This window comes from Candidatus Methylobacter oryzae, assembly GCF_003994235.2.
Lineage (GTDB): Bacteria > Pseudomonadota > Gammaproteobacteria > Methylococcales > Methylomonadaceae > Methylobacter_A > Methylobacter_A oryzae.
On record NZ_RYFG02000102.1, the window covers coordinates 33104 to 59206 of the forward strand.

The 26103-nt window shown below is 49.9% G+C and carries 27 protein-coding genes and 1 pseudogene; 12 read left to right on the forward strand and 16 right to left on the reverse strand.

Features of this window, described 5'->3' with window-relative positions; translation table 11 throughout:
- Positions 1 to 194: 194 nt before the first annotated feature.
- Positions 195 to 2537, reverse strand: coding sequence for a type IA DNA topoisomerase (locus EKO24_RS13010; protein ID WP_127029760.1), 2343 nt, complete (start codon positions 2535 to 2537; stop codon positions 195 to 197).
- A gap of 115 nt (positions 2538 to 2652) precedes the next feature.
- Positions 2653 to 4023 (reverse strand): nucleotide 5'-monophosphate nucleosidase PpnN, encoded by a 1371-nt coding sequence (ppnN, locus tag EKO24_RS13015; protein ID WP_127029759.1) that lies wholly within the window; start codon positions 4021 to 4023, stop codon positions 2653 to 2655.
- A 173-nt stretch (positions 4024 to 4196) separates the two neighbouring features.
- Between ppnN and EKO24_RS13020 the strand changes: the two genes are divergently transcribed.
- From EKO24_RS13020 to EKO24_RS13030, 3 genes are all read left to right on the forward strand, one after another.
- Positions 4197 to 4520: a hypothetical protein gene (locus EKO24_RS13020; RefSeq protein ID WP_127029758.1), complete on the forward strand. Its 324-nt coding sequence runs from the start codon at positions 4197 to 4199 to the stop codon at positions 4518 to 4520.
- 242 nt (positions 4521 to 4762) lie between these two features.
- Positions 4763 to 4969, forward strand: a complete 207-nt coding sequence (locus EKO24_RS13025) for a cold-shock protein (protein WP_127029757.1) — start codon at positions 4763 to 4765, stop codon at positions 4967 to 4969.
- A gap of 164 nt (positions 4970 to 5133) precedes the next feature.
- Positions 5134 to 5400: an RNA recognition motif domain-containing protein gene (locus tag EKO24_RS13030; RefSeq protein WP_127029756.1), complete on the forward strand. Its 267-nt coding sequence runs from the start codon at positions 5134 to 5136 to the stop codon at positions 5398 to 5400.
- Positions 5401 to 6112: 712 nt separating this feature from the next.
- Here EKO24_RS13030 and EKO24_RS13035 read toward each other — a convergent pair.
- From EKO24_RS13035 to EKO24_RS13105, 13 genes are all read right to left on the reverse strand, one after another.
- A complete protein-coding gene (locus EKO24_RS13035; protein WP_127029755.1) occupies positions 6113 to 6475 on the reverse strand; it encodes a hypothetical protein in 363 nt (120 codons plus the stop codon).
- 28 nt (positions 6476 to 6503) lie between these two features.
- Positions 6504 to 7733, reverse strand: a complete 1230-nt coding sequence (locus EKO24_RS13040; protein ID WP_127029754.1) for a beta-ketoacyl-ACP synthase — start codon at positions 7731 to 7733, stop codon at positions 6504 to 6506.
- Positions 7727 to 8452 (reverse strand): 3-oxoacyl-ACP reductase FabG, encoded by a 726-nt coding sequence (gene fabG, locus EKO24_RS13045; RefSeq protein ID WP_127029753.1) that lies wholly within the window; start codon positions 8450 to 8452, stop codon positions 7727 to 7729. The genes EKO24_RS13040 and fabG overlap by 7 nt, the downstream gene beginning before the upstream one ends.
- Before the next feature lie 414 nt (positions 8453 to 8866).
- Positions 8867 to 9391 carry a hotdog family protein gene (locus tag EKO24_RS13050; RefSeq protein WP_127029752.1) on the reverse strand — a complete coding sequence of 175 codons (525 nt, stop codon included), beginning with the start codon at positions 9389 to 9391 and terminating at the stop codon, positions 8867 to 8869.
- On the reverse strand, positions 9388 to 10563 hold the full coding sequence (locus EKO24_RS13055) for a beta-ketoacyl-ACP synthase (protein ID WP_127029751.1): 1176 nt from the start codon (positions 10561 to 10563) through the stop codon (positions 9388 to 9390). Before EKO24_RS13055 ends, EKO24_RS13050 begins: the two co-directional genes overlap by 4 nt.
- Positions 10544 to 11017 (reverse strand): DUF3261 domain-containing protein, encoded by a 474-nt coding sequence (locus tag EKO24_RS13060; protein WP_161990602.1) that lies wholly within the window; start codon positions 11015 to 11017, stop codon positions 10544 to 10546. Before EKO24_RS13060 ends, EKO24_RS13055 begins: the two co-directional genes overlap by 20 nt.
- 856 nt (positions 11018 to 11873) lie before the next feature.
- A complete protein-coding gene (locus EKO24_RS13075; protein ID WP_127029748.1) occupies positions 11874 to 13100 on the reverse strand; it encodes an NAD(P)/FAD-dependent oxidoreductase in 1227 nt (408 codons plus the stop codon).
- A 128-nt stretch (positions 13101 to 13228) separates the two neighbouring features.
- Complete coding sequence (locus tag EKO24_RS13080) at positions 13229 to 15550, reverse strand: MMPL family transporter (protein ID WP_241674525.1); 2322 nt, start codon at positions 15548 to 15550, stop codon at positions 13229 to 13231.
- Positions 15531 to 16118, reverse strand: coding sequence for a LolA family protein (locus tag EKO24_RS13085; RefSeq protein ID WP_127030488.1), 588 nt, complete (start codon positions 16116 to 16118; stop codon positions 15531 to 15533). Before EKO24_RS13085 ends, EKO24_RS13080 begins: the two co-directional genes overlap by 20 nt.
- A complete protein-coding gene (locus EKO24_RS13090) occupies positions 16115 to 16528 on the reverse strand; it encodes an acyl-CoA thioesterase (RefSeq protein ID WP_127030487.1) in 414 nt (137 codons plus the stop codon). The genes EKO24_RS13085 and EKO24_RS13090 overlap by 4 nt, the downstream gene beginning before the upstream one ends.
- A 443-nt stretch (positions 16529 to 16971) precedes the next feature.
- Complete coding sequence (nifS, locus tag EKO24_RS13095; protein WP_127030486.1) at positions 16972 to 18180, reverse strand: cysteine desulfurase NifS; 1209 nt, start codon at positions 18178 to 18180, stop codon at positions 16972 to 16974.
- The gene (gene nifU, locus EKO24_RS13100) at positions 18180 to 19088 is read right to left on the reverse strand and encodes a Fe-S cluster assembly protein NifU (RefSeq protein ID WP_127030485.1); all 909 of its coding nucleotides are present in this window, start codon (positions 19086 to 19088) and stop codon (positions 18180 to 18182) included. Before nifU ends, nifS begins: the two co-directional genes overlap by 1 nt.
- Before the next feature lie 32 nt (positions 19089 to 19120).
- Positions 19121 to 19477, reverse strand: coding sequence for a HesB/IscA family protein (locus EKO24_RS13105; RefSeq protein WP_127030484.1), 357 nt, complete (start codon positions 19475 to 19477; stop codon positions 19121 to 19123).
- A gap of 204 nt (positions 19478 to 19681) precedes the next feature.
- Between EKO24_RS13105 and EKO24_RS13110 the strand changes: the two genes are divergently transcribed.
- The 9 genes and pseudogenes from EKO24_RS13110 to fic all read left to right on the forward strand — a co-directional run bounded on the left by EKO24_RS13110 (position 19682) and on the right by fic (position 25745).
- A complete protein-coding gene (locus EKO24_RS13110; protein WP_127030483.1) occupies positions 19682 to 19945 on the forward strand; it encodes a nitrogen fixation protein NifZ in 264 nt (87 codons plus the stop codon).
- A gap of 316 nt (positions 19946 to 20261) precedes the next feature.
- The gene (locus EKO24_RS13115) at positions 20262 to 21851 is read left to right on the forward strand and encodes a SagB/ThcOx family dehydrogenase (protein WP_143733225.1); all 1590 of its coding nucleotides are present in this window, start codon (positions 20262 to 20264) and stop codon (positions 21849 to 21851) included.
- A 97-nt stretch (positions 21852 to 21948) separates the two neighbouring features.
- Positions 21949 to 22794, forward strand: coding sequence for a hypothetical protein (locus tag EKO24_RS13120; protein WP_127030481.1), 846 nt, complete (start codon positions 21949 to 21951; stop codon positions 22792 to 22794).
- 239 nt (positions 22795 to 23033) lie between these two features.
- Positions 23034 to 23300, forward strand: a complete 267-nt coding sequence (locus EKO24_RS13125; RefSeq protein WP_127030480.1) for a type II toxin-antitoxin system Phd/YefM family antitoxin — start codon at positions 23034 to 23036, stop codon at positions 23298 to 23300.
- Entirely contained in the window at positions 23278 to 23541 is a 264-nt protein-coding gene (locus tag EKO24_RS13130) for a Txe/YoeB family addiction module toxin (protein ID WP_127030479.1), read from the forward strand. The genes EKO24_RS13125 and EKO24_RS13130 overlap by 23 nt, the downstream gene beginning before the upstream one ends.
- A 137-nt stretch (positions 23542 to 23678) precedes the next feature.
- Entirely contained in the window at positions 23679 to 23888 is a 210-nt protein-coding gene (locus EKO24_RS13135; RefSeq protein WP_127030478.1) for a type II toxin-antitoxin system HicB family antitoxin, read from the forward strand.
- A gap of 110 nt (positions 23889 to 23998) precedes the next feature.
- Positions 23999 to 24115, forward strand: a pseudogene (locus tag EKO24_RS23645) (type II toxin-antitoxin system HicA family toxin); the annotation flags it as partial.
- Positions 24116 to 24294: 179 nt separating this feature from the next.
- Positions 24295 to 24504: a hypothetical protein gene (locus tag EKO24_RS22880; RefSeq protein WP_127030477.1), complete on the forward strand. Its 210-nt coding sequence runs from the start codon at positions 24295 to 24297 to the stop codon at positions 24502 to 24504.
- A gap of 134 nt (positions 24505 to 24638) precedes the next feature.
- Entirely contained in the window at positions 24639 to 25745 is a 1107-nt protein-coding gene (gene fic, locus EKO24_RS13150) for a protein adenylyltransferase Fic (protein WP_127030476.1), read from the forward strand.
- A gap of 37 nt (positions 25746 to 25782) precedes the next feature.
- On the opposite strand, the gene EKO24_RS13155 is transcribed toward fic, so the two are convergent.
- Positions 25783 to 26007, reverse strand: a complete 225-nt coding sequence (locus EKO24_RS13155) for a hypothetical protein (RefSeq protein WP_127030475.1) — start codon at positions 26005 to 26007, stop codon at positions 25783 to 25785.
- Positions 26008 to 26103: the final 96 nt, after the last annotated feature.

Consider the following 26103-nt stretch of genomic DNA (forward strand, 5'->3'; position numbering starts at 1 on the left):
CACGGATTAAACAGATAAACACGGATTTAAAGCTGAGTTGAGCGGCCTGTCCGCTCAAACGAAACTTATACCCTTTGTGGGTATAAAAACTCAAACAAACCGAGGTTCAAGCTAAAAATCCGTTTAAATCCGTCCTATCTGTGTCATCCGTGTTCCATTTTTCTATGCGCTGAATAGTTACAAAAATTATTCTATTAACGCTCGCCGAAAACCATTTCTACCTTACCGTCGACCAATTTCAGGTTAGCTTCAAACTCCTCACCTTTGCCGGACTTAAAGCCTTTTAGCATTCCTGTCTCGCCTTTGCTTAATAACTTTTTAGCCATAGCACCAGTAATTTTTTTATGCGCGACGGTTTTCCAGATCGTCATTTTACAGCCATTGCGCCATTCGCTACAGCCGTAGGCTTTTGCTGTCTCAACAATCTTGCCGTTACACAGCGGGCAATCGGCAATCGCTTCCTTTACGGTAGCGCGCTGTACCGGCTCGGCTTTGATATAGCCGGTTTCGCCTTGTTTGTTCAGCGTCAATTGCGCGTTAAACACTTCATCGTCCAGCTTAAGCGCGTAGACATGCAGGGTGCGGTTGCTTTGCAATAACTGGCAGGCCATATCATGGCTAACCGCTACGCCATACACTTGTTTCCACAACACAAATTGGCAACCGGCTTTCCAGGCGCTGCATCCGTAGCCTTTTCTGCCTTCTATGACCGGCTGCCCGCATAACGGGCAATCGCCCAAGCGGCTTTGATCGTAAAGCGGCCGTTCCGATTCGTCTTTAATTTGCTGGGTAAACTGGATGATTTCGGCCATGAAGCGGTCTGGATCGTAATTGTTGTGTTCAATCTTTTTGAGCTTGGCCTCCCATTCGCCGGTCATCGCTGCGGACTTCAAGCGGTCGTCGGCAATGATAGAGATCAGATGCCGCCCCGATTCGGTGCTGGTCAGGGTCTTTTTTTGCCGCTGGATATAGTTGCGCTTGATTAACACCTCGATAATCGAAGCCCTGGTTGCCGGCGTGCCCAGGCCTTTTTCTTTTAACGCTTCCTTGAGTTGCTCGTCGTCGCAGGTTTTACCGGCCGATTCCATGATGCTGAGCAAGCTGGCTTCGTTGTAAGGTTTGGGCGGCGTGGTTTTGCCCTGGTTGATCGACGCTTGCTGCGGGCCGGTTTCGCCTTTTGCAAAATTGGGCAGGATTTTCAGCTCTTTATCGGCTTGCTTTGAACCGTCGTTTTTATACAAAACCTGCCAGCCGGGCGATTCGATAACAGTGCCGGTGGTTTTGAATTTGACTTCGCCAACTTCGGCTTCTGTACCGACACTGCCTAAAACGGTAGTAATCCGTTTGATGCAAGGCGGGTAGAACGCTGCAATAAAGCGCAGGACTATCGCTTCGTAGACTTTGGCTTCATGGCCCGAAAGCCCGCCCGGCACTGCGCTTGTCGGTATGATCGCATGGTGATCGCTGACTTTGGCATCGTTGAATGTGCGGCTGCCTAATGTCAATTTGTCGAGATCCAACGGCTCAATCTGCTGCTCGAATTTAGCCCGTAATTTGTTCAGCAAGGGCTTCACGCCCGGCTTCATATCATTGCTTAGGTAGCGGCTGTCGGTACGCGGATAGGTGATGTGCTTTTTTTCATATAATTGCTGGGCGCAGCTTAAGGTCTGGTCGGCAGTCAGGCCGTAGCGGATGCTCATGTCTTTTTGCAGGTCGGTCAGGTCATACAGTAACGGCGGGCTGACCGTTTCTTTCTTGCCTTTGACTTCGTCGATCCGAAAATCCCGCCCGGCGACTTGATTCAGCAGGGCTTCCGCATCGGCTTTGTTGTCGAAGCGGCCGCCGGTATATTGAAAATCGGCGTCCCGGTACAGGGTGTGCAATTCCCAGAAATCCTTCGGCACGAAGCTGCTGATTTCCGCATCTTTTTGTACGATTAACGCCAACACCGGCGTTTGCACGCGGCCTATCGTCCATAAGCTGCGTTGCTGCCCGAACTTCAGCGTATAAAGCCGCGTCGCATTCAAGCCGACGATCCAATCCGATTCGCTACGGCATTTGGCGGCCCGGTAAAGCCCGTCGTAGGCATGGCCGTCCTGTAACCCGGCAAAGCCTTTGCGTATTGAGTCGTCGGTTAAGGAACTGATCCACAGACGTTTAAACGGTTTTTGCACGCACCCGGCCCAGGACAAAATGTACCTGAAAATCAGCTCCCCTTCCCTTCCGGCATCGGTCGCGCAAATGATTTCATCGGCTGTTTTGAATAAGCGCTTGATAATGTTCAACTGCTTTTGCGCAGAGGCATCGCCCCTGGCTTTCAGGCCGAATTTTTCGGGAATAATCGGCAGCGATTCCAACGACCAGCGTTTCCAGGCCTGGTTATATTCATCCGGTTCTTTCAATTCGACCAGATGACCGAACGCCCAGGTAATTTGATAGCCGTTGCCCTCAAAATAGCCGTCGCGCTTGCCGTTGATATTCAGGCATTTGGCTATGTCGCGTGCGACTGAGGGTTTTTCGGTCAGGATGACTTTCATGATGCTGGTGACGCTCCGGGGCCACGTTTAGAAACATGCCTCTAGTCAGACCTTCCAGGTTTTAAAAACCTGGAAGGTCTGACTGTCGTATTATTAACGAGCGGCAACGCTCTCGTTACTTGATAATCTTATAACACGGCGAATATTTTTTCCCCGGCAACTTCATACGGTGCTGCGCAACGAACGAAGCCAGCAGCGAATCCATCAGCGCCATGATGTCTTCATCGCCATGAATTTCGAAATGTCCGTATTGCTCAATCGCACGTATGCCCTCGTCTTTGACGTTGCCCGCGACAATGCCTGAGAACGCGCGGCGCAGATTAGCGGCAAGCAAATGATTCTCCTGATCTTTATGCAGGGCCAGATTGCTCATGTTGTCATGGGTAGGCGTAAACGGCTGCTGAAACACATGATCAACCTTAAGCAACCAGTTGAAATAATACGCATCTCCGGTTTCTTTGCGGAACTGGCGCACCTGCTGAATACCTTCCTGCATTTGCCGGGCAACCTCGGCCGGGGCGTCGATAATGATTTTGTAACGCTGTTGTGCGGATTCGCCCAAAGTGCCGGCGATAAACCGGTCGATTTCCTCGAAGTAATCGGCCGAACAATCCGGGCCGGAAAATATCAACGGAAACGGCATGTCTTTATTTTCAGGATGCAACAGCACACCCAGTATATAAAGTATTTCTTCCGCCGTGCCGACGCCGCCGGGAAAAACCACGATACCATGCCCGATGCGAACAAAGGCTTCCAAGCGTTTTTCAATATCCGGCAGGATCACCAGATCGTTAACGATGGGATTCGGCGACTCGGCCGCGATGATTCCGGGTTCGGTTATGCCTAAATACTGGCCGTTTTTGATCCGCTGTTTGGCATGACCGATAGTTGCGCCTTTCATCGGGCCTTTCATTGCGCCCGGTCCGCAGCCGGTGCAAATATCCAGACCGCGAAGGCCCATCTCGTGCCCTACGATCTTGCTGTAATCGTATTCCTTGCGGCTGATTGAATGCCCGCCCCAGCACACCACCAAATTCGGATTGGTCATCGGCCGCAGAATTTTGGCATTGCGCAAAATGTGGAATACGGCGCTGCTGATACCCTCCGACGTTTCCAGATCGATTATTGAATTATTGGTAATCTCGTCGCTGATATAGATAATGTCCCGCAGCACCGCGAACAAATGTTCATTGATGCCTTTAATCATTTTACCGTCAACAAAAGCATGGGCCGGAGCGGACTTTACCTCCAGTTTAATACCACGCTGCTCCTGAACTACGCGTATCTCAAAATCGGGATAGCGTTCCAGCAGCTCCTTGCCGTCATCCATCGTGCCGCCGGAATTCAATACCGCGAGCGAGCAATTGCGAAATAACCGGTACAGCCCGCCCTGGCTGGTATCCAGCAATTTGCTTACTTCAGTCTTGGACAGCACGTCCAACCGTCCTTCAGGCGTAATACGCGCGTCAACCACTTGGTATTTCATAAGACTCCTTAATTAGTTATGTCTTGGCGACAAAAAACGAATATTTCCGATTCATCCGGTATTCAGCGATCAACGGCTATTGTTGACACAGATTAATTATCACGGGGTATTTAAAATGAATACGATAATAAAAAAAATGCTGCTCGTCGGTTTTGCACTGCCGGCTACGGCTTGTGCACATTATCCACAGCAATATTCATACTATCCCAGCTACGGCGGTTATAGCAGCGGATATACCATTATGCACAGAAATTATTACGGAGAAAGGTCGGATCGGCATGATTATGGCGGCGCCTATTTTCCATATCATCCCCGGCATGATCAATACAATGCACGGCTCCACTGGGATCACGACGATTCAAGGCGTGATCCGCACGAAAGATATAACGGCCATTCTTTTGACCATGAAAATAATCGTCAGCATAACGATGATGACGACAGCCGTTACCATAACTTCGATCATAGAAACCATCATTAACAGCCTAGCCATTATTTAAATTTTAGAGACGTTATCCCTACGAAGAAACGCTGTCTTTTAAATTATCAATGGCTATACTGGGGATTAGCCTCTATAATGCACCACGCTTAATTAGGCAGCATTCAGCACAAACGTGAGGTTTCTATTTAAGTTTTGCATGTTATTCAGCACTTTTCAGAAATTCCATTCGCTTTTCTCCCTAAAATTGCCCGGCATGATTTGCAATTAAACATTTTCATTGATTTTATAGAGGTAATTTATATGGCGACAGGTACTGTTAAGTGGTTTAACGAAGCAAAAGGTTTTGGTTTTATTGCACCTAGCGATGGCAGCGCGGACGTATTCGTACATTTTTCCGCAATCGCAAGCAACGGCGGTTTCCGCACACTGGCCGAAGGCCAAGCCGTCAATTACGATGTCGAGTCAGGCCCTAAAGGCCTGCAAGCTTCACAAGTAAGCGCAGCTTAAAGCTGAATTGAGCAGCTTGTCCGCTCAAACGAAACTTATGCCCTTTGGGGATAAAAACCCGCTTTACTTTCCAACATTCAACCCCGCCTGGATAATACGCGGGGTTGTGACCTATCCGGTTCATCCGGCCAATCAACTCACCCCTTATATTTAGGACATGTCTTTTGAAACGAATTTTTGTAGGAAACTTACCTAGCGAAGCCACTGAAGAATCGGTACAGGCTTTATTTTCTGAATACGGCAAAGTCCGTTCCATTCAACTTGTTTCCGATATATTTAGCGGAAAATGCCGAGGCTTCGGTTTTATAGGAATGGAAGGGCACGAAGCCAGAGCCGCAATAGCCGCGCTGGACGGCAATCTATACTGCGGAAAACCATTGAAAGTTAAATTTGAAGATACGACTGCCGGTAAGAATGGCAGACGTCATTAACAACTCAAACTCCACTATCTCCTGATTTTCCCCAAAGGGCATAAGTTTCGTTTGAGCGGACGAGCTGCCCAAGTCAGCTTTATCCAACTGTCTTAACCGTATTGCGGTGACAGGTCATTATCACAAGCTGATTATCTAAGTCATTCTATACAACGGGGGATTTAAACGGATTGTCTTCCGTATAAAAGACATCCGTAAAACCGCCGAGCTATTTGGGCGGCCCGAGTATTGGCCGCCCAAAATTTCAGCCTGCAATAACGCTTCTATCAAGAATGTCGTTTTTTGAATGTACTGTATCAAACAGGCAACGCATTCAACCACTTGCATGAATCATCCCGTCTGTCATATTCCTGTAAAAAAAGCTTGACAAGCAATCTCTAGCTCGAGCTTTTCCACAGGCCTGTACAATATACTTTTGTTTCAGCAGCATACCTGCAGAACTTCAGTCCGCAGGTAGAAAACCATCGTTAAAATCATTTTTTATTTCGCTAAGTCATTGATATTTGATGCGATATTAATAGCGAATCGCGCACTGGCTACAATCTGAACGATTTAACAAAAAAGCTTAAGAAGTGAATAGTTAGCTCATCTATTTTCAGTTTATGCACAGAGTTATCCACAGAAAATGTGGATAACTCCAGACTATAAAACAACTACCTTTATTGGCCGGTTTATGTTGCAAAAAACGGCCTAATCAGGTTACCGCAATGCTTTATTCCTGCTTGTCATTTACCAGATCGTAGGTGATGTCAGGATTAAATCCCATTGGCCAATAGATCGCGGCAAACGGCGGCCAGAAAATAGAAACGGTACGGAATTTTGTCCTCAGTTTTCCTTCCTTGACAACCTTACCGCCTTTCTCTAGGCGGTAAGGTATGCCGCCTTCAGGCGGTACACCGGCAGCCGTCCAGAAGAACGGCTTCGTGGTGACCTTGCCGTCAGCCTTGATGTCTACCGGCTCAGGCCTTTTGTAAACGTATAGATCGGTGCCGGGCGGCACTTTAAATGTTCCTGTCGTGGTACAGCCTGTGATCAAAATCAATAAAGCCAACGCTAAACATATTTTTCTTATCATTGTAGTTCTCCAGGGGTTGAACGGGATTTCATTTATCCCAACGCTTAAAAATTAAAGAAGTATTGATACCGCCGAAAGCAAAATTATTACTCATTACATAATCGCAATCGAACTGACGAATATCCTCTTTAATATAGTCCAGCCGGGCGCATCCAGGGTCAATGTTGTCAAGATTGGCCGTGGCATGAAACCAGCCTTCATTCATCATCTTTACCGCCACCCAGGCTTCCAGCGCACCGCAAGCGCCCAGAGTGTGGCCGGTAAAGCTTTTCAACGCGCTGACCGGCGTTTTGTCGCCGAATACCGCCGCGGTCGCATGGCTTTCGGCGATGTCGCCGTGACCGGTTGCGGTGCCGTGCGCGCTGATGTAACCGATTGCGGGCGCTTCCAGCCCGGCATCCTGCAAAGCCAAACGCATCGCAACCTGCATACTGTCGCTGTTAGGTTGGGTCACATGCAGGCCGTCCGAATTGGTGCCAAAACCCACCAATTCGGCATGAATCTCAGCGCCGCGAGCCAAAGCATGCTCCAACTCCTCCAATATCAACGTGCCTGCGCCCTCGCCGATCACCAGACCGTCCCGGTCGCGATCGAAAGGCCGTGGGCTTTTATCCGGTTCATCGTTGCGAAGGCTGGTTGCAAACAAGGTATCGAATACGGCGGACTGAATCGGTGAAAGCTCTTCCGCGCCGCCCGCCACCATCAGTTGTTGCCGGCCGAACTTTATCGCTTCGTACGCATAGCCGATGCCTTGACTGCTGGAAGTACAGGCGCTTGAGGTTGTATAAATCCTGCCGTTGATGCCGAAAAACAGGCTGATATTGACCGGCGCGGTATGGCTCATCATCCTGATATACGAGGTCGCATTCAAGCCCCCTGTGGCATGGTTAAGCAACATATTGCCGAATTCGGCGATAGCATCGGGACTGCCCGACGAACTGCCGTAGGCAACGCCCATCTGCCCGCTTTTAAGGCAATCGTCATCTAGCAAGCCCGCATCGCTCAGCGCCAGCTCGGTTGCATAAGTCGCCATCAACGCGACGCGGCCCATGCCGCGCACTTGCTTGCGCGAATAATGCTCGGGCCGGGTAAAATCGGCCGGCCCTCCGAGACGGGTATTCAAGCCTTGATACTTACTCCAATCCTGCATCACGGCGATACCGGTAGACTTGCTTTTAAGCCGCCCGGCAACTTGCGGCCAGCTATTGCCTATCGGCGAAATCCCGGCCATGCCGGTCACCACCACGCGTTTCAACATAAGCCACCATTAACGGAAATGACCTGCCGGGTCACATAGCCCGCATCCTCGGACATTAAAAAAGCCACGGCTGCCGCCACTTCCTTGGGACTACCGAGCCTTCGCGCCGGAATCATTTTCTTGATTTCATCCAGCGGCAATTCGTCGACCATTTCGGTCTCGATCAACCCCGGAGCGACGCAATTAACGGTAATGTCGCGCTTTGCCATTTCCAACGCCAGTGCCTTGGTCGCGCCGATGATTCCGGCTTTTGCGGCGCTGTAATTGACCTGGCCGCGATTGCCCATCAAGCCCGAAACCGACGATAACGTGACGATGCGTCCCGGTTTGCGGCGCCTGACCATCGGCATTATCACCGGCTGCAAGACGTTGTAAAAACCGTCCAGATTGCTGTGAATCACGCTGTCCCACTGTTCGCCGGTCAGCGACGGAAACGCGTTATCGGCGCTAATGCCGGCATTGCAAACGACGCCGTAATAAGCGCCGTGATTGTCAATATCCTGGGTCAGCCGATCGCTGCATTGTTCGCGGTCGGCGATGTCGAATTGCAAAATCCTGGCTTGCCGTCCCAGCTTTTCTATCTCGGCAACGACCTCCCCGGCCTGTTCAATCCGGCTGCGGCAATGGATGACCAAATCAAAGCCCTGTTTAGCCAGGTATAACGCAATCGCTTTGCCGATGCCTCGGCTGGAACCGGTCACTAAAACAGTTTTATTCATATTTTGCTCATGTGTTGTTTTAATACTTCATCTTGTTGGCAGGAAACATATCAATGTGGTAACTATTCAGCATATTCTCTAATGGAACACGGATGACACGGATTAAACGGATAATCACTGATTTTAAAAGCGTAATCAAACTGGATTTGGACTAAATATCCGTGTAAATCCGTCCTATCCGTGTCATCCGTGTTCCATTTCTTTATGTACTGAATAGTAACTCGCTATGCAGACCATCCAGGTTTTTACTGGAGCCGCTCCCGGCAGCTCCAGCAGTTCTGAGCTCCATGGATTGAGGAAATGCCGAAGACTACCGGGAGCCGTCTCGGCCGCCATCCCTGGCAGTCGGCCGCATCGGTTCCTTTCCGATTGCGGCACTTCCGCCATCCCTGGCAGTCGTAAAACCTGGAAGGTCTAACTCGCGATGTTTTCAATAGGTGCGTTATCCAACGGAGGCTGATAGACATTCAAGTTAGCCGTAACTTCGATATTTTCCCCTTCAATCCGGCAATCGAAAACCCCCAAGCCATCGTCCTGTATAATCTTTTCCACCCGTATCGTTAATGCTGTCCCCGCCTTGAACACGGCGACATTACTGCTGTAACGCCGAGTCCCCAGCAAAAAACCCATCCGTATCGGCTCATTGGCTTGCTTTGCCTTTACGCCGACATACGCGGCGACGGTTTGGGCCATATATTCAATGCCGGCCCAGGCGGGAACGGATTGATCGTCACCAAATAAGCCGTCACTGCGCACGACCAGTTCGGCCGTCAAGCCCTGATCGTCACAGTCAACAATACGATCCAGCAACGCCATGCTGCCGCTGTGCGGAATGAAATCGTTAACATCGTCCAATGCGACGGCCTCTTGCCGTTCCGGACATAAATTCTCCGTCACTGTTAAAACCGCATCAATGCAGTCGTCGGCAATATCGTTCATGCCCGCTCCACCACAATAGACAGGTTATTGCCGCCGAAAGCAAACGAATTGCTTTGGCAAATATCGATCTTGCGTCCCAACGTTTCTCCTTTTTTTACCAAATTTAACGCGGGCAATGTTGCATCCGCTTCGTCATCGTTGATATTCGGAATCAACGCGCCTTGATTATCGTCAGTAGTCAGCAATAGCCAACAAAAAGCCAACTCCAACGCAGCCGCAGCCCCCAATGTATGACCGGTCATGCCCTTGCTGGAGCTGACCGCGACCGTGGAACCGAACAACGCATTAACGGCTTTGCTTTCCATCGCATCGTTCAACTCAGTGGCGGTACCGTGCAGGTTCAGGTAATCGATCTGTGCCGGTATTTTACCGGCATCGTCCAGCGCATGTTGCATGGCTTTAATCACATCGGTTGCGTCCGGGTCCGGCGCGGCAAAATGATAGGCGTCGCTGGTTGCGCCAATGCCTTGCAACAGCACCGGTCCAGGCTCTTTGCTCAACACAAAAAGGCTGGCCGCCTCGCCGATATTGATGCCGTCGCGATGCGCGCCAAACGGCCTGCATAGCCCGGCGCTGATCGATTCCAAAGCTGTAAAGCCGTTAACGGTCAGACCGCATAAGCTGTCTGACCCGCCGACAATAACCGCATCGCAAAAGCCCTGCCGGATTAAGCGCCGCGCCGACGAAAACGCTTTGCCGCTGGAAGAACAGGCGGTAGAAATCGTGTAAGCCGGGCCTTCAATGCCTATAAAATCGGCCAAAAAATCCGCTCCGGCGCCCATTTGCTGCTGCTTGTAATGAAACTCGTCCGGCAATGCGCCGTGTTCAGCCCAATGCGCCAACGCAAATTCGGTATTGCGCACGCCCGAGGTGCTGGTACCCAACACAATGCCGATACGGTCAGAGCCGAATCGGCTGATCGTGTCATGCACCGTTGATTGTATTTGGCTTAACGCTGCCAACAGCAAGCGGTTATTCCGGCAATTGTAAAGACTGTAGCGCTGCGGAATCTCCGGCAGCTCGGCATTAACCGCACCGACGAAGCAGCGCGCGCCGAATTCATCGCTAGCGGCCAATCCCGACCGGTCGCCGACCAGCAAACGCTTTAATACGTCGGCTTTGCCGTTCCCGGCCGCACACAGCAAGCCTAAGTCATTCAGGTATAAGCTCATAACTTATCGTTTTAATATTCAGGCGGTAATTGTACCGAAAATTAACCAGCTCGACGGCTTTAGGCCAATCCGGGTCGGCGGATAAATAGTTCACTTCAACTTGTTTATTATTGCCGGCGGTTAAAATTCTTTTGTTTTGAGCTGCTTCCAAGCGCCAGTCGGCCGGAAGCTTTTTTTGCAATTCGGCAATAGGCCAATAGACCAGTTGCAGGTCGGCAATGATAAATTCCGGGTTGACCGATTCCGGCAATAACGGGCTTTTATCGGACACGACGGTGTTGCCGTCGTAAGTTAAATTGAACAAGCTTAAGCCGTCATTGCTGAGGCCTGACATCGCGATATGGCGCGCATCCAATTCCAGCACGGCCAGCATGGATTCCCGGCGATCCGCCCAGACGGCGTTTATTTGTTGCACGATACGTCTGGCAGGGCCTAAGGGTTGAGCGATTGGCATTGGTTCAGGTTTATCGGTAACTTGTTGCGTTTGTATCAGCGTGCAGCCGGACAATATAAAGCTAAAAAAAATAGAGATTATGGTGGCTTCCAATCTCCACTCAAATCTTCGTCCAACTTCAAGAAACGGGAAGCTTGAGCTTCCCTCACTGAATTCCCAAGCTGGAGCTTGGGAACTAGCGCAACGATGAACACAAGATAAACTTATCGATGGCACGGACTGAATCCCGTTTGCCGCGCCGAGTACCGGAGCTTTCATCGGGATCAGCCCGTTAGGGGCGCTGCAAGGAGGCAGCGCGTTGCCAGAAGGCCAAGGATGGTCCTTCTGGCAACCCTCGATGAAAGCGAGGAACGGAGGAAACAAGCGGCAACCGGGCCGCCTTTCTTTTGGATACTTTTCTTTGGCGGAGCACAAATTCGCCTGGAGCGAATTTGAACGGCCATCGGCTGGCCCGCAGGGCGAAAACCACGGATGGTTTTCGTAGCGAAAAGTATCTCGCCCTCGGGGGCGAGACCCCGATTCAAAAATCGTCGCGGTAGCGACACATTATTCTTATATATCGGCGTAGCGCGCCTTAAACTGCATTCCCATTTATGCCACAGAGGGTACGCAGCGCGTGGGAACGAGACGAACGTTGCAAACCAGACCTTCCAGGTTTTACGACTGCCAGGGATGGCGGAAGTGCCGCAATCGGAAAGGAACCGATGCGGCCGACTGCCATGGATGGCGGCCGAGACTGCTCCCGGCAGTCTTCGGCATTTCCTCCATCCATGGAGGTCAGAAGTGCTGGAGCTGCCGGGAGCGGCTCCAGTAAAAACCTGGAAGGTCTTCATATCGCTACGTTGGAACGAGACAATCAACCTTCCCGACATAACTCAACCAACGTATCCAACCTAGAACGGGAATTTTTGACATAAGGATTATTTTCATCCCAGGCATAACCGGCCAGTATCGAACTGATCATCGCCTTGACTTCTGGTTGTTGTCTCGGGTGAAAAATAACGTCCTGGAAGCGGCCGTCATACCAGGCATCGACAAACACCCGGAAAGTATTGACGCCGCGCTGCAAAGGCTCGGCATAATCCTGCTGCCAGTCGACGGCTTCATTATTAAATTGCCTGGCTAAAATAGCCGCGGCCAGACTGGCCGACTTCATCGCAATCGTCACGCCGGATGAAAATACCGGGTCCAAAAACTCGCCGGCATTGCCGAGCAGCGCATAGCCTTTGCCGTACAGGCTTTTCACATTGGCCGAATAGCCGACGATAGTATTGATTTTCTCATCGAACACCGCATTTCCAAGCAAAGCGGTCAAGCTCGCATCTTGGTTGACAATATCTTGCAAAGCCTGATCGTTATTATCCCAGCCCTGAAAAAATTCAGGTTCCGCGACCACGCCAACGCTGCTGCGGCCGTTGCTGAACGGGATCAGCCAAAACCAGACATCTTTATGGCCGGGATGCACGGTAATCCTGATTTTGTTCCGGTCGAATTGCCCTTCGCCGATCCGGTCTTCAATATGGCCGAACAAAGCTTGCCTGACCGGAAACCCGGACGGCGACTCCAAATCCAGCAATCTGGGCAGAATGCGCCCGAAACCGCTGGCGTCGAGCACAAAATCGGCACGATAAGCCGTGACTTCGCCATGTTGATCGCGCACCGTCAGCTCAGGCCGATCACCGGAAAAATCGGCCGCCAGCACTTCCATTTGCCACTGTATGTCAACGCCCATCCGCACCGCTTCATCGGCAAGCAGTTTGTCGAAACGGCCGCGCTGCACCTGGAACGTAGTGCCGATGCCGGGGCTGAATTTGTCTTCAAACGAAAATTCGGTGTGTTGATCCCGATAGACAAAAGATGCGCCGTTTTTATACTGGAACCCGGCATCGACCAACGCGTCCATCATCCCGGCTTGCTTGATGAACTCCATGCATTGCGGCAGCAAACTTTCGCCGATACTGAAACGCGGAAACAACTGCCGCTCCAGAATCGTTACCTTAAAACCCTGGTTTTGCAGCAATGCCCCGGCGATACTGCCGGACGGTCCGGCGCCGATGATGATGATTTCGCCTGTATTTGTCATGATAATTTGCCGCTATTTAAGTATTAAAAAATAGAACACGGATGGCACCGATCGGACGGATCTACACGGATTTTATTTATTCTTTATTTATCCGTGTTTATCAGTCAAATCCGTGCATCCGTGTTCCATTATAATTTTTGTCCCTTAAGCCCAATCAACGGCGCGCTGAGCAGCGCCGTGACAATACCGCAAGTGACCGTAAAGCCGAACGCATGCACGATCTCGGTCGAACTGACCGCCAGCAATCCGAACGCCAGCAGCGTCGTTAACGCCGACAGCGTCACGCCCAACGAAGTGCTGGCGCGCCTGTCGCCGGCCATGAAAAAAAACAGCCCGTAATCGACGCCGATACCCAACACCAGCAACAATGCAAACAGGTTGAACAGGCTGAACAACTGATTAAACCAGCCTAACATCGCCAACGAAACCGCCAGCGCCAAGACCGGCACCGACATGATCGTCGCGCCGTTGCGCCAGCCGAACTTATAAGCCAAACCCAGCGAAGCCAAGCAAAATGCAATCGCCAACAAGCCGCTGGCCCTGATTCTATATCGCGCAAACAACGACGATACCGATTCGACCTGATCGACCCAGGCCACGCCCGGCAAATCATGTACCGCCGCCAACGCGTTAATATCGTTGATGCCGGTCAGCGTCACCGTGCTTTGACAGCGGCCGGCATCGCAACCTAGCCACAACTGCTGTTTGTTTTGATCGGCAGCCGCCAGCCATTCCGGCAAGGCCAAAGTATTGCCCTCCGCGGCGGCAAATTGCTTAAGTTCAGATTGCACCGCTGCCCGGTCAAAACCCAGATCGGTCATATAGCGCTCCAGTAAACCGGAATCGTACCAACTGTGCTTTAACAGTTGGTAATTTTGCTGCTGTTGATTCGCATCGGGCCAGTAGCGGCTCAAGCCTTCGTAAGCTGCCAGCGCTTTTTGCGATTTTAACGCGTCGAGACGTTCGAGCAGTCTTTGCTCGTTTCGATGCCAGTCGGCTTGATCTTTCCCCGACACCAGGAAAAACTGGCTGTCGGGACTCATCGGAAACAGTTGCCTGATTTTATCGGCGGTACGGAGCAATCCGGCCGGCGGCGATTGCAGCAAGCGCACATCGTCCTGCGGCGTCAACAGCCACAGGCCGCCGCTTGTAAAAACTATCAGCAGTAAACCTAAGCAGCGCCGGTTTTTGCTGACCCACAGCGGCCAATGTTGTTCCCAATAAGTGGTTAATTTAAGGATGCCGGGCCGATGATTAAACGTGAATCCGCTCAGCAGCAACGGAAACAGCAACACCACCGTCAACCAGGCAAACAACAAACCGGCAGCCGAGAACAGCGCCACTTCCTGCAAGCCCGGAAACGGCGAGAATCCCAAGCCGGCATAACTGAGCAGATTGCTTATCAGCCCCAGAGAAAGCCCCGGCAGAATAAACCTCAGGCCTTTGCGCGGACTCCAATCCGTCTCTCCGAAACTGTCGCATAAAAAATGCTGCGCATAGTCATCGGCGACGCCGATCAAGCTGGCGCCGAACACCAACGTCAAAATATGTATCTTGCCGAAAAACAGCACGCAGACAACCAGCGCAGCCAACAGACCGCTGCCGATCGCAAGGCTCGATAACAGCAAAGGCCTGACGCTACGGAAAGTCGCCCACAGCAATACGATAATGCCAAGACTGGAACCGATGCCGACCGTGGAAATTTCCTGTTTAGCCGACTCGGCCCCATGCGCGGTAAACAGCGCCATGCCTGAAACCAGCAATTCGCCGCCGGCCGCTTTGACTTGTTCGGTGGCGCTGTCGACCAAAGCGGACAGGGTTTCCAGCTTATCCAACTGCAAGCGCTCGTCCTGCAAGTCTGTCAACACCAATGCCCAGAACTTATTCTTGTCCGGCAAAACGACGATGCCCTGCTCCAGGTTCAGCTTAACCGGATTTTGCGAATTGAAATAACGGCTGAACAACAACGCCGAATCGCGTTCAAGATCGGCCGCCTGCATCTGCCCAATCGGGCTGTTCAGTATCTCCAGGTTTTGCTTGATTAACCGGTCGGGGTTATTAGCCAGCATGGCTTGGGTTTGCGTATCCAGCAACTGATAGCGATAAGAAAACAGTCGCTGGTACTGCCGGATATATTGCTGCGGCGAAAACTCCAACACGACCTTGCTGAACAGCCTGCTTTGCTCCAGTTGCCGTTTAAGCTTTTGCGCGTGACCGATAGCTTCCTCGGATGTTGTAGCGCCGGCCAGCCAGATCACTTTCCGGTTCGACAGCTCGTTATGCTGCCGCGTGGCTTTGGCGATTTCCGGCTGCTGCTCGTTGGCCGGCAATAGGGCTAAAAAACCGGTTTCGAGCCAGTCCTTAGTCAATGCTTGAGCACCGAGAATACAGATAACCAGCATTCCGGCCAGCCAAAGTGCTGCGGTCAGCTTAGGGTGATAAACGTTCAAAATCGGCTTGTTGCTCGTCGGTTAATTGCGCGGGATGGCTAATGTTATCGAAAGCGATGTCGGTCACGTTGCCGCCCGCTTCGCGTATTTCCAGCTTGCGCAGTTCGGTGTCGCCGGACAGCAGCATCGTGCCGATCACTTTTTTCAGCATGTCGTCCTTCGGCGTCAGTTCCAGTTGCCAGGATGTTTTTTGATCGCTTCCGGTCACGTTAAAGCCGTCGGTCAGCGCCGCCAGATCGCCGCCGAGCATGGCTTTAAAAACCTTGCCGAAAGCCGCCGGCACCGCTTGTTCGCCCTGCCCGGTCAACAGCTTCGACTCATTGACCAGCAGTACTGAAACAACCGGCGTCAGCGTTTTCCAGATAACGCCTTTGTTTTGATCGTAAGTAAACGTGCCGCTGGAAATTAACGGCTTGTGTAGTACCTTCAGGTGTTTTTGCTGGTGAAACTCGCCTTGGGTGATTGGTGTTTTTACCAGTCGAGCGGCAATTCCAGCCAACAAGTCTTCGCTTGCAAACCCTTGTCCGCATAATAATAAAGACAAAAACAACGCTTTTATTAAAATCAAGAAACCTCCATCCCAAGCTTTTCAAACAACACCGGCGGCGACACAAAGCACATTTCTTTAGTCGCCATATCCACCGCCACCTGCACGCTATGTCCTTTAGTCAGCCTTAAGCCGGAGTTTTTATCGGTGATCAGGTAATTTATTTTCAGGCGATTTTCCCATTCGACAATTTGCGCCGTTATCGTAATAGTCTGCCCGAATACGGCCGGCTGCACATAACGGATGTTCAGGTCGATTACCGGCCATGCATAACCGGAATCGCGCATTTGCGGGTAGTTGTAACCGATTTTTTCCAATAACGCGCAACGGGCGATTTCAAAATACTTGGCGTAATGCCCGTGCCAGACGACTTCCATCATGTCGACATCGTGGAAAGGGATTTGCAGATCGATTGAAGTTTGATGAGTCATAGCTGATGCCGGTTGCCAAGATCGGAACTTGGATGCCGGCGTTTTATTTACTTAATGCCAATGCGGCGCGTGGGAGCGGGAAAAATTAGGGCTTACGATAACACTTTCTGTATTCAGGTCAATGGAATTGGCTGAATGAGGCGGGTATTCTATCATCATGCAGACCTTCCAGGTTTTGCGACTGCCAGGGATGCAGGAGGTAGGCAGAAAACCGCTCCTGCATTTTCTGCATTCACCACATCCTTGTGGCTTAGCAACGCAAGAGCAGTTGCCGAGGGAATCGATGCGACCGACTGCCAGGGACGGCGGCCGAGACTGCTCCCGGCAGTCTTCGGCATTTCCTCCATCCATGGCGGTCAGAAGTGCTGGAGCCGCCGGGAGCGGCTCCAGTAAACACCTGGAAGGTCTAACGAACGGATAACGACGAGGAGCGGTCTATCTGATTAGGAGTAAGTCGGCGCAAAAGCCTGCTCAGGGTTTGCAACCGGGCCGTTACCGTCCCAGTACGGCGACAATTTGCGCAAGGTCGCGACAATGCCGGGCATCACTTCCAGAACCTTATCGACTTCCGCCATCGTGTTATAGCGCGAGAACGAAAAGCGTATCGTGCCGTGCGCGGCGGTATACGGAATATCCATAGCCCGCATTACATGCGAAGGCTCCAACGAACCGGAAGTACAGGCCGAACCGCTCGACGCGGCGATACCGGCTTTGTTCAGCAACATCAAAATCGACTCGCCTTCGATATATTCAAAAGCGATGTCGGTCGTATTAGGCAAACGGTTGTACATGTCGCCGGTCACGAAACAATGGCCGATTTGCTCGGTAATGCCTTGTTCCAGACGGTCGCGCATGGCTTTGACTTTGGTATTTTCATATTCAATATACTCCAACGCCAATTCGCAGGCTTTGCCCAAACCGACAATCGACGCGGTATTTTCAGTCCCTGCCCTTCTGCCGCGCTCCTGGTGGCCGCCGCGCAGCAACGGACGATAGCGCGTGCCGCGGCGCAGGTATAAAACGCCGATGCCTTTCGGCGCATGCAATTTGTGGCCGGATAACGACAACATGTCGATTTTGGTGTCCTGCAACATCATCGGAATTTTGCCGACCGCCTGCACCGCATCGGTATGAAACATCACGCCGGCGGCATTCGCCATCTCCGCCATTTCGGCGACCGGGAAAATCGTGCCGGTTTCGTTATTGGCCCACATGACCGACACAATCGCGACCTGGTCTGACAGCAGCCGTTTATACGATTCCAAATTCAAGCGCCCAGCCTTGTCGACCGGCATTCTGTGAATCGTATAGCCTTCTTTTTCCAGGTGTTCGCACAGGTTCAAAATCGCCGGGTGCTCCACCGTGGTAGTGATGATTTCTTTCTTGTTCGGTTGCGCCTTGATTGCAGACAAAATCGCCGTAGAGTTGGATTCGGTGCCGCACGAGGTGAAAATGATTTCGGAATCGTGTTCGGCGCCGATTAAAGCCTGAACCTGCTGGCGGGCCTGCTTGAGTCCGCGCGCTACGCCGTCGGCGAATTTATGGATCGACGACGGATTGCCGTATTGCTCAAGAAAATACGGAATCATCACGTCGACGACCGCCGGATCGACCTTAGTGGTCGCATTGTTATCAAGATAAATGTCAGTCATCACGCCACCTCGATATTGACCAGTTTCGACATTTCCGACGCCGGCACGACTTTAATGAATTCGCCCATCACTTCCATCAAGCGTTGTTGAATGCCGGCAATCGTCATCGCGGCCATTTGGCAACCGTTGCAGGCGCCGGTCATGTTCACGTAAGCGGTGTTGCCGATCACTTCGACCAGTTCCACGTCGCCGCCGTCCGCCATCAGCGACGGTCTTAACGACTCCAACACTTGCTCGATCTTTTTGATGCGTTGCAGATTGGTCAACGGCGCTTTAACCGCGGCGACTTTCTCCGCAGGCTTGCTGACCGACTCAGCGCTTGGATCGAATTTTTCGCCTTTTTCGGCCAGCACTTTTTCCAGGATCGCCTCTATGTCTTCATGACAAGCCGCGCAACCGCCGCCGGCTTTGGTGAAGTTGGTCACGTCTTCAACCGTGCGCAATTTATTGGCCCAAATCATTTCCTCTATCATCACCGCATCGATTGCGAAACATTTGCAGATCAGCGCGCCTTCTTCATGATCGTCTTTCCATTCTTCGCCGCGATAATTCGCTATCGCCGCTTGCAAAGCTTCGCGGCCCATGACCGAACAGTGCATTTTTTCGGGCGGCAAGCCCTCCAGATGATCGGCGATGTCCTGGTTGGTGACTTTTAACGCTTCATCCAGCGTCATGCCTTTGATGATTTCGGTCAGTACTGACGACGACGCAATCGCCGAACCGCAACCGAAGGTTTGAAAACCGGCTTCAAGGATAACCTCACTATCGTCATCGACTTTCAAGGTCAACCGCAACGCATCGCCGCAGCTGATTGAACCCACTTCGCCGATCGCATTCGCATCGACAACAGCGCCCGCATTTTTAGGGTTAAAAAAATGTTCTTTAACTTTATCTGAATAGTCCCACATGACTTTTTCCTCGAATTAGGTTTGCTGGTGCGTTAAGAACAGGTTTTAGTTCCGGTACCGTCGCTACTAGTATTAAAAGAAGTGCCGCAAGCACAGCTTTTAGCCGCATTAGGGTTGGTAAATTTGAATCCCGAACCTTCGATAGTATCGAGAAAATCAACAGACATACCGTCGAGCATCGGCAAACTGACGGGGTCTATAAAGACTTTTACATCGCCGCAATCAATGACGGTGTCTTCCGCTGTTTGACTGCTTTCAAGTTTCAATCCATATTGATAACCCGAGCAACCGCCATCGGTCACTTCTATCCGTAAACCCGCTGTTGGTGTATCCGAACCGGCAATGAACCGGCCGACTGCGCTAATTGCTTTTTCTGTTAATGTAATCATTTTTATGCACTCCTGAATGTATGGCATCGTTCTTGTTAATGCTTAAAGCAACCTGTATGCCATATCATTATTTATTCGCTAAAAGCTTATTTAATAAGGCCTTAACAAAATGTCCAGACAATAAACAATGTATTAACAGACAGGTTTCAAGTACACAATCAGCCAACAATGTAAGGTTTACGACAAAACCCGAGGAGATATGCAATGAACGTAGAAGATTTAGATATAGGCGATGTCGTCTATGCGGCAAAGACGATTACCGACGACGGCTCCATGCCCGATGGTACTGAAGGAGAAATCTTGGCCGAAGCCGGAACTCGCGGCGTAATTACGCTGATAGGACATGTTGAAGAAGAGCCGAACCGCAGTGTTTTTTTGGTGCGCTTTGAGGATAAGGATATGAATCTGGGTAACCCGATCGGCTGCTGGGTTGATGACTTGGCCGTGGAGCCGAAGTTCGTCAACTAAAATACGCACCATAAAAGTGCAAAAAGTTTATCGTTGCCGCGCTCCAGAGACGGTGAAAGTTTTATCAAAATTAGTTTAAAAACCTATTCACCACGAAAGCACGAAGGACACAGAGTTTTCAGTACATTGAGTTTAAAAAATTATTTTTCCTTCGTGATCTTCGTGCCTTCGTGGTGAGCGCTTTTGCTTTTGTTCTAAAACAAATACCTTTACAGTCTCTCCAACATGGCGACAATAAATAATCAGGAGTACAGGCTTTGCCTGTCAACAAGCAGAGCTTGCACTGCATTGATCCGATCTTTGGATTTAAACCACTATGACCAAACCAACCGAAACCGTCCTAGCCTACCACAACCGCACCAAACACAGCCTGGAGCGTTACGCCAAGGGACCTGAATCAATCGACTGGGAAGACCAACCCGATCAATTCCGGCGCTTTTCCGGCTGCGAGATTGTCACATTGCCCTTACCCGGCACTGAGCTTGAGCCTTTATTCACCGATCTGGATAATCCGGAAACAATCGCCGCCAAACCGCTAAACCTGGCGAATGCCGGCTTGCTGCTGGAACTCGCCTTCGGCCTTTCGGCCTGGAAGCAATTCGGCCCCAGCCGCTGGGCGTTGCGCTGTAATCCTTCCAGCGGCAATCTGCACCCGACTGAAGCTTATTTGATCAGCACCGGCAATGACTTTATTAAAGCCGGGGTTTACCACTATGTCAGCCACGACCATCATCTTGAACAGCGTTGTCGCTTTTCCGACAATTTTGCCGATTCAGCCTTATTGATCGGCTTCTCTTCGATTCATTGGCGGGAAGCCTGGAAATACGGCGAAAGAGCTTACCGCTACTGCCAACATGACCTGGGCCATGCGTTGGGAGCCTTGCGTTATGCGGCGGCAACGCTGGGCTGGTCGGTCGAGTTGCAGGCCGAATGGTCCGATGACGACATTGCCAAGCTATTGGGACTAGACCGGGATGATTTTAAAAAGCAAGAACATGAATCGCCCGATATTATCTGCCGGATTAATACGCGCTCCGGTGCGATGCCGGTAGACATCGAAAGCTTGCTGGAAAGCGCGCAATCGGGGACTTGGTCCGGTAAAGCCGACAGTCTTCGTGCTTATCATATGTATAAATGGCCGGTCATCGATGAAGTCTCGATTGCCGCGAGCAAACCGCAAACGGAAGAACCTGCTTGGAAAGCAGCAAGGCAGCCGGTTATAAAATCATCCTGCATCCAAACGGCTACAAAAATCATCCGCCAACGCCGCAGTGCGCAACACTTTGACGGAAAAATGCGGCCAATGCCTCTGGGCGATTTTTACCGGATGCTGTCCGCCGTTTTACCAGGCTCTGCCGCATTCGAATTCTGGCGCTGGCCGGCGAAGATCCACCTGTTTATTTTCGTGCATCGCATTGAGGGATTAGATCCCGGCATCTATGCGCTACCGAGGCATAACGATGCGCTTGAACCGTTGCAAACCGCAACCTTGACCGATTTTGACTGGCGGCCGGTTTCCGAAGACTTACCGCTTTATCATTTGTATTCGGGCGATTGCAGGCAAATCGCCAAAACGCTGTCCTGCCATCAACCCATCGCCAGCGATAGCGCTTTCAGCCTGGGCATGGTTGCCGAATTTGGCGAAACAGTCCAAACCGCGCCGTGGCTTTATCGCCGCTTGTTCTGGGAATGCGGCCTGATAGGCCAAACGCTGTATCTGGAAGCCGAAGCGGCGGGCCTTCGCGGCACCGGTATCGGCTGTTATTTCGATGACAGCGTGCATGAGCTGTTGGGGATCAAGGACGAACAATTTCAAAGCCTTTATCATTTTACGATGGGTAAGCCGCTAGAGGATAGCCGGCTGGAGACTTTGGCGGGTTATGGGCATTTGGGTGGTGTAAGATGAACTCACGGAAAATGTACGACAAATTAGATCTTTTATTAAGACAGTCGGTATCGTATATATTAAGCTAGTTTTTTGATTTTTGTTCTGATAACAGGCAATGTATTGTATATATACGGATAAAGAAATAACTCTAGAAGAAGCAAATAGCGAACATATAATTCCACTCTCACTTGGCGGGGTAAATGGATTTGAAGTTCTAGTTTCCTCTTCTTTCAACTCAGACGTGGGAAGTAGCATTGACGGGGAAATGGCTAATTGTTTTTTCATAATGTTTAAACGTAGAGACCATGATGCGCGAGGACACTCAAGAAAAGCGCCTATTCCGATAGCTAAAAAATCGACAATTCAAGGACTCGGTACACCGGTTCAAATTTCCTTTGCCAAAGATAAAGTTAAAGTATTTTCTCCAATACTTCGTAAAGAGCTTACAAATGAAGAGATGCTGGATCAATCATTCATATTAACAGTGCCGCTCAAGCCAGACGCAAGAGCTAGGTTTTCGGCTAAAGTTGCACTATCGTCAGGGTACTTTATTTATGGAGATATTTTTAGGGACAACGCAAAAATATCTGATCTCCACACATTAATTAACTTTGATAGAGCCTCTTCTACTAAAGACAAAGACTTTTATGGCTTTGAAACAAAAGGATGGTACTGGCCTAAAGAAGTTACAGGAAAAGACAAGTCTGAGCATCATGTTTACGAATATATTGCCCAATATCTAAACTGCTCATTTGTTTTAGTAATCCCAACCACATCCAGCATTATTTTTGTCATTGGCATATTGGGTGATCTTGTTGGCATTCTTAATTGTCCCGCCAAAACCGAATTACTTCCTAACAATGGAGATTATGATCTGGGACACGCAATAATTCTCCAAAATAAATCTATTCGCAGAATGTCCTATCGAAAGCTACTTCAAGAAATTTACGAAAACCTTTAATACGCTGAATAACAACGCGATAGGATGTAATCTGTAGCCAAGTAGAGGGCGCATCGCGCCCCATTTTTGCTAAATTTACGCTGGTTCCCAAGCTCCAGATTGGGAACCTAGAAGGCGAAGCTCCAACTTCGCGAGACAGGAAGCTGGAGCTTCCAAAAGCAAATTCCCAAGCAGGAGCTTGTGAACTAGCGAAAAGCCATTGTTCTGCCTACCCTGCTTAACACTTAAAGGTAACTACCATGCCAATACAACAAATCAGCCTTCAAGAATGTAGCTCCGAATTCCCCAAAGTTTTTGACCGTGTTTTAAAAAATCACGAAGTCATTTCGGTCCGTAACGAATCCGAACAAGAAATTGTCATTTTAGACGCAAAAGAATATAGCGGCTTAATCGAGACTTTGTATTTGTTAAGCAACCCGGCAAATGCAGACCGCTTGCGGGAAGGTATTTCTCAACATCAACAAGGACAGGTAAGAGAAATAGATGTTACGACTTACCTGGACTGAAAACGCTTTAGAAGATTTGGACTGGTGGCAACAGCACGATGCCAAGATGCTAAAACGCATCATCCATCTCTGCGTTGAAATCTGTAAAAATCCTACACAAGGCAAAGGCAAACCGGAACCTTTAAAGTTCGATTTACAAGGTTATTGGTCCAGGCGTATCAACCAAGAACACCGGATTATTTACGCATTCGATGACAAGCAAGTCACTATTACGCAATGCCGATTTCATTATCAAAAATAAAAGCTGTAAGGCAGATTCACATTAGTCAAATGGCGGTTTGCTGGCGCGAAACCGCCCTACTACAACTACCTTTTGCGCTGGTTCCCAATCTTCAGCTTGGGAACTAGCGAAACGACCTTAATCAGGAGAAAATTCATATGAGAAGTTACACGGCAATTGTAGAACGATGCCCGGATACGGGGTTTTATGTCGGCTTTATTCCTGGGTTCCCAGGAGCGCATACGCAAGCAGAAACCTTGGATGAGCTAAATCAAAATCTTCGGGAAGTTGTTGAAATGTTGCTTGAAGACGGTGAGCCGATATTGGAAGCTGAATTTATCGGCACTCAAAATGTCGTTGTGGCTTAAGCATGGGGCATTTGCCTGTTCTTAAACCTCGCGAAACCGTTGCATTGCTTGAAGTATTGGGATTTAACGAACTTCGGCAGCGGGGCTCGCACAAGTAGTTTCGCCACCCGGACGGCAGATGCACAACAGTACCGTTTCATGCCGGCCGTGATGTATCGCTCATTTTACTTCGGCAAATTGCGAAAGATATTGGCTTAACAGTCGAGGAATTGCTTAAATCCTTATAAAGCGGATTCGCGCCTGCAATCCGCTTTATAGGGATGATCTAACCTGGAACAGCGATTTACCAGTGCGAACCCACTTTACCCCGTTATCCACAAAATCTGTGGATAACCTTGTTACTGTCTTATGAGTTATAGGTATAACTACCTATTGCAATAAGCCTTTTTGTTAAATCGTCCAGAAATTGACCAGCCATACAATTATATCGGTCAGCCATGCTATTTATCGCAATGTTTACACGACCGAAAACGATGAATTTCGCCTTCCGGATTCCCAAGTTGAAATCCTGGGAACCAGCGCAAACTGTAACGCAATCCGTATTGCAGAATATGTTGCCGGTAAGGATGTCGAGCAACGAAAAGCCGTTGCCTTACGACTACCCAGCTTTGCTTAGCTATTCTTGTCCATTCCATCGACATATAAGTAGCTATGTGTCGAAAATCACTGTCTATTTGTACATGTCCTATTTACATGTTTATCGCATCGACATATAGTCGCTACATGTCGAAATATTAAGCATTATTAAACATGACCTGGCAACCCGACCAACCTTACAACTATCTACCGCATCTACCGCCTGCAACAGAATTTGAAAATATTGCAGTCCTAAAAGCCTGTATTCCTGCACGGGCGGCATTAGCGGAACTAAAAAAAGCCGGTGAACTGCTGCCCAACCAAGGTTTATTGATTAACTTACTACCCTTGTTGGAAGCCCAAGGCAGTTCCGAAATAGAAAACATCGTTACCACCACCGATAAACTTTTCCAGTACGCACAGGAAGACAGTCAGGCTGACCCCATGACTAAAGAAGCGTTACGTTATCGAACCGCGCTTCGTCAAGGTTTTGAAGAGCTTAGGCAAAGGCCGCTGTGTACCAATACGGCCATGGAAATCTGCAGCACGATAAAATCGGTGCAAATGGATGTCCGCAAAGTCCCTGGAACCACGCTAAGTAATCAAGCTTCGGGAGAAGTCATTTATACGCCGCCGGTGGGCGAACAAATAATCCGCACATTGCTGAGCAACTGGGAAGCCTTTTTACATGCGGATGACGACATCGATCCGTTGATAAAAATGGCGATTGCCCATTATCAGTTTGAGGCCATTCATCCCTTTACTGACGGCAACGGCCGCACCGGGCGTATTCTGAATATTCTGTTTCTGATTGAGCAAGAACTGCTCAGCCTACCTACACTCTACTTAAGCCGTTATATCGTCCAACACAAACAGGACTATTATCGCCTGCTACTCGGGGTTACCAGTAACCGGAACTGGCAAGACTGGATAATTTTTATGCTTAAAACAGTAGAAACGAGTGCCTGCTGGACCACGCGAAAAATTGAAGCGGTGCGGGAATTGATTGAACAAACAACGGAATATGTTCGCAATCGGCTACCCCAAATTTATAGCCATGAACTTATACAAGTCATTTTTGAGCAACCTTATTGCCGGATACAGAACTTGGTACAACAGGATATTGCCAAGCGGCAAACGGCTTCGATCTACCTTAAGCAACTGTCGGATATTAGCGTCCTGTATGAAATTCAGTCTGGAAAAGAAAAGCTGTTTGTACACCCGAAACTAATTCAACTTCTGACTCAAGATAATAACGAATTCATCTCATACAACGCATAACCGCTACATTCGGCTCCAACAAAAAGCCGCTGCCCGGTTAGGAATGAACCTCTTTTTCCAATTTCTTACATTGCCCGTCGTCCAGCCAGCGCTCGCACCATACGTTCAACGCAATTGCGCTGCCTTTCATTAATTCGAATTCCCGTTTTGCCTTGCCCGGCTGTTCGGTTGGCCACCAACTATGCGCCTCGAATTGTTTGAGAATGTAATTGCGGGCTTTAGGAAGATCAGACTCTTTCAGGTTTATCTTTTTTGCATTCATAAATGCTCACCATTAAAAAATAGTGGATGAAGACAAAAACTAGCATGACAAAAAAATCGTATCAATCCATACGATCATCTATCCGGGCGAATATTA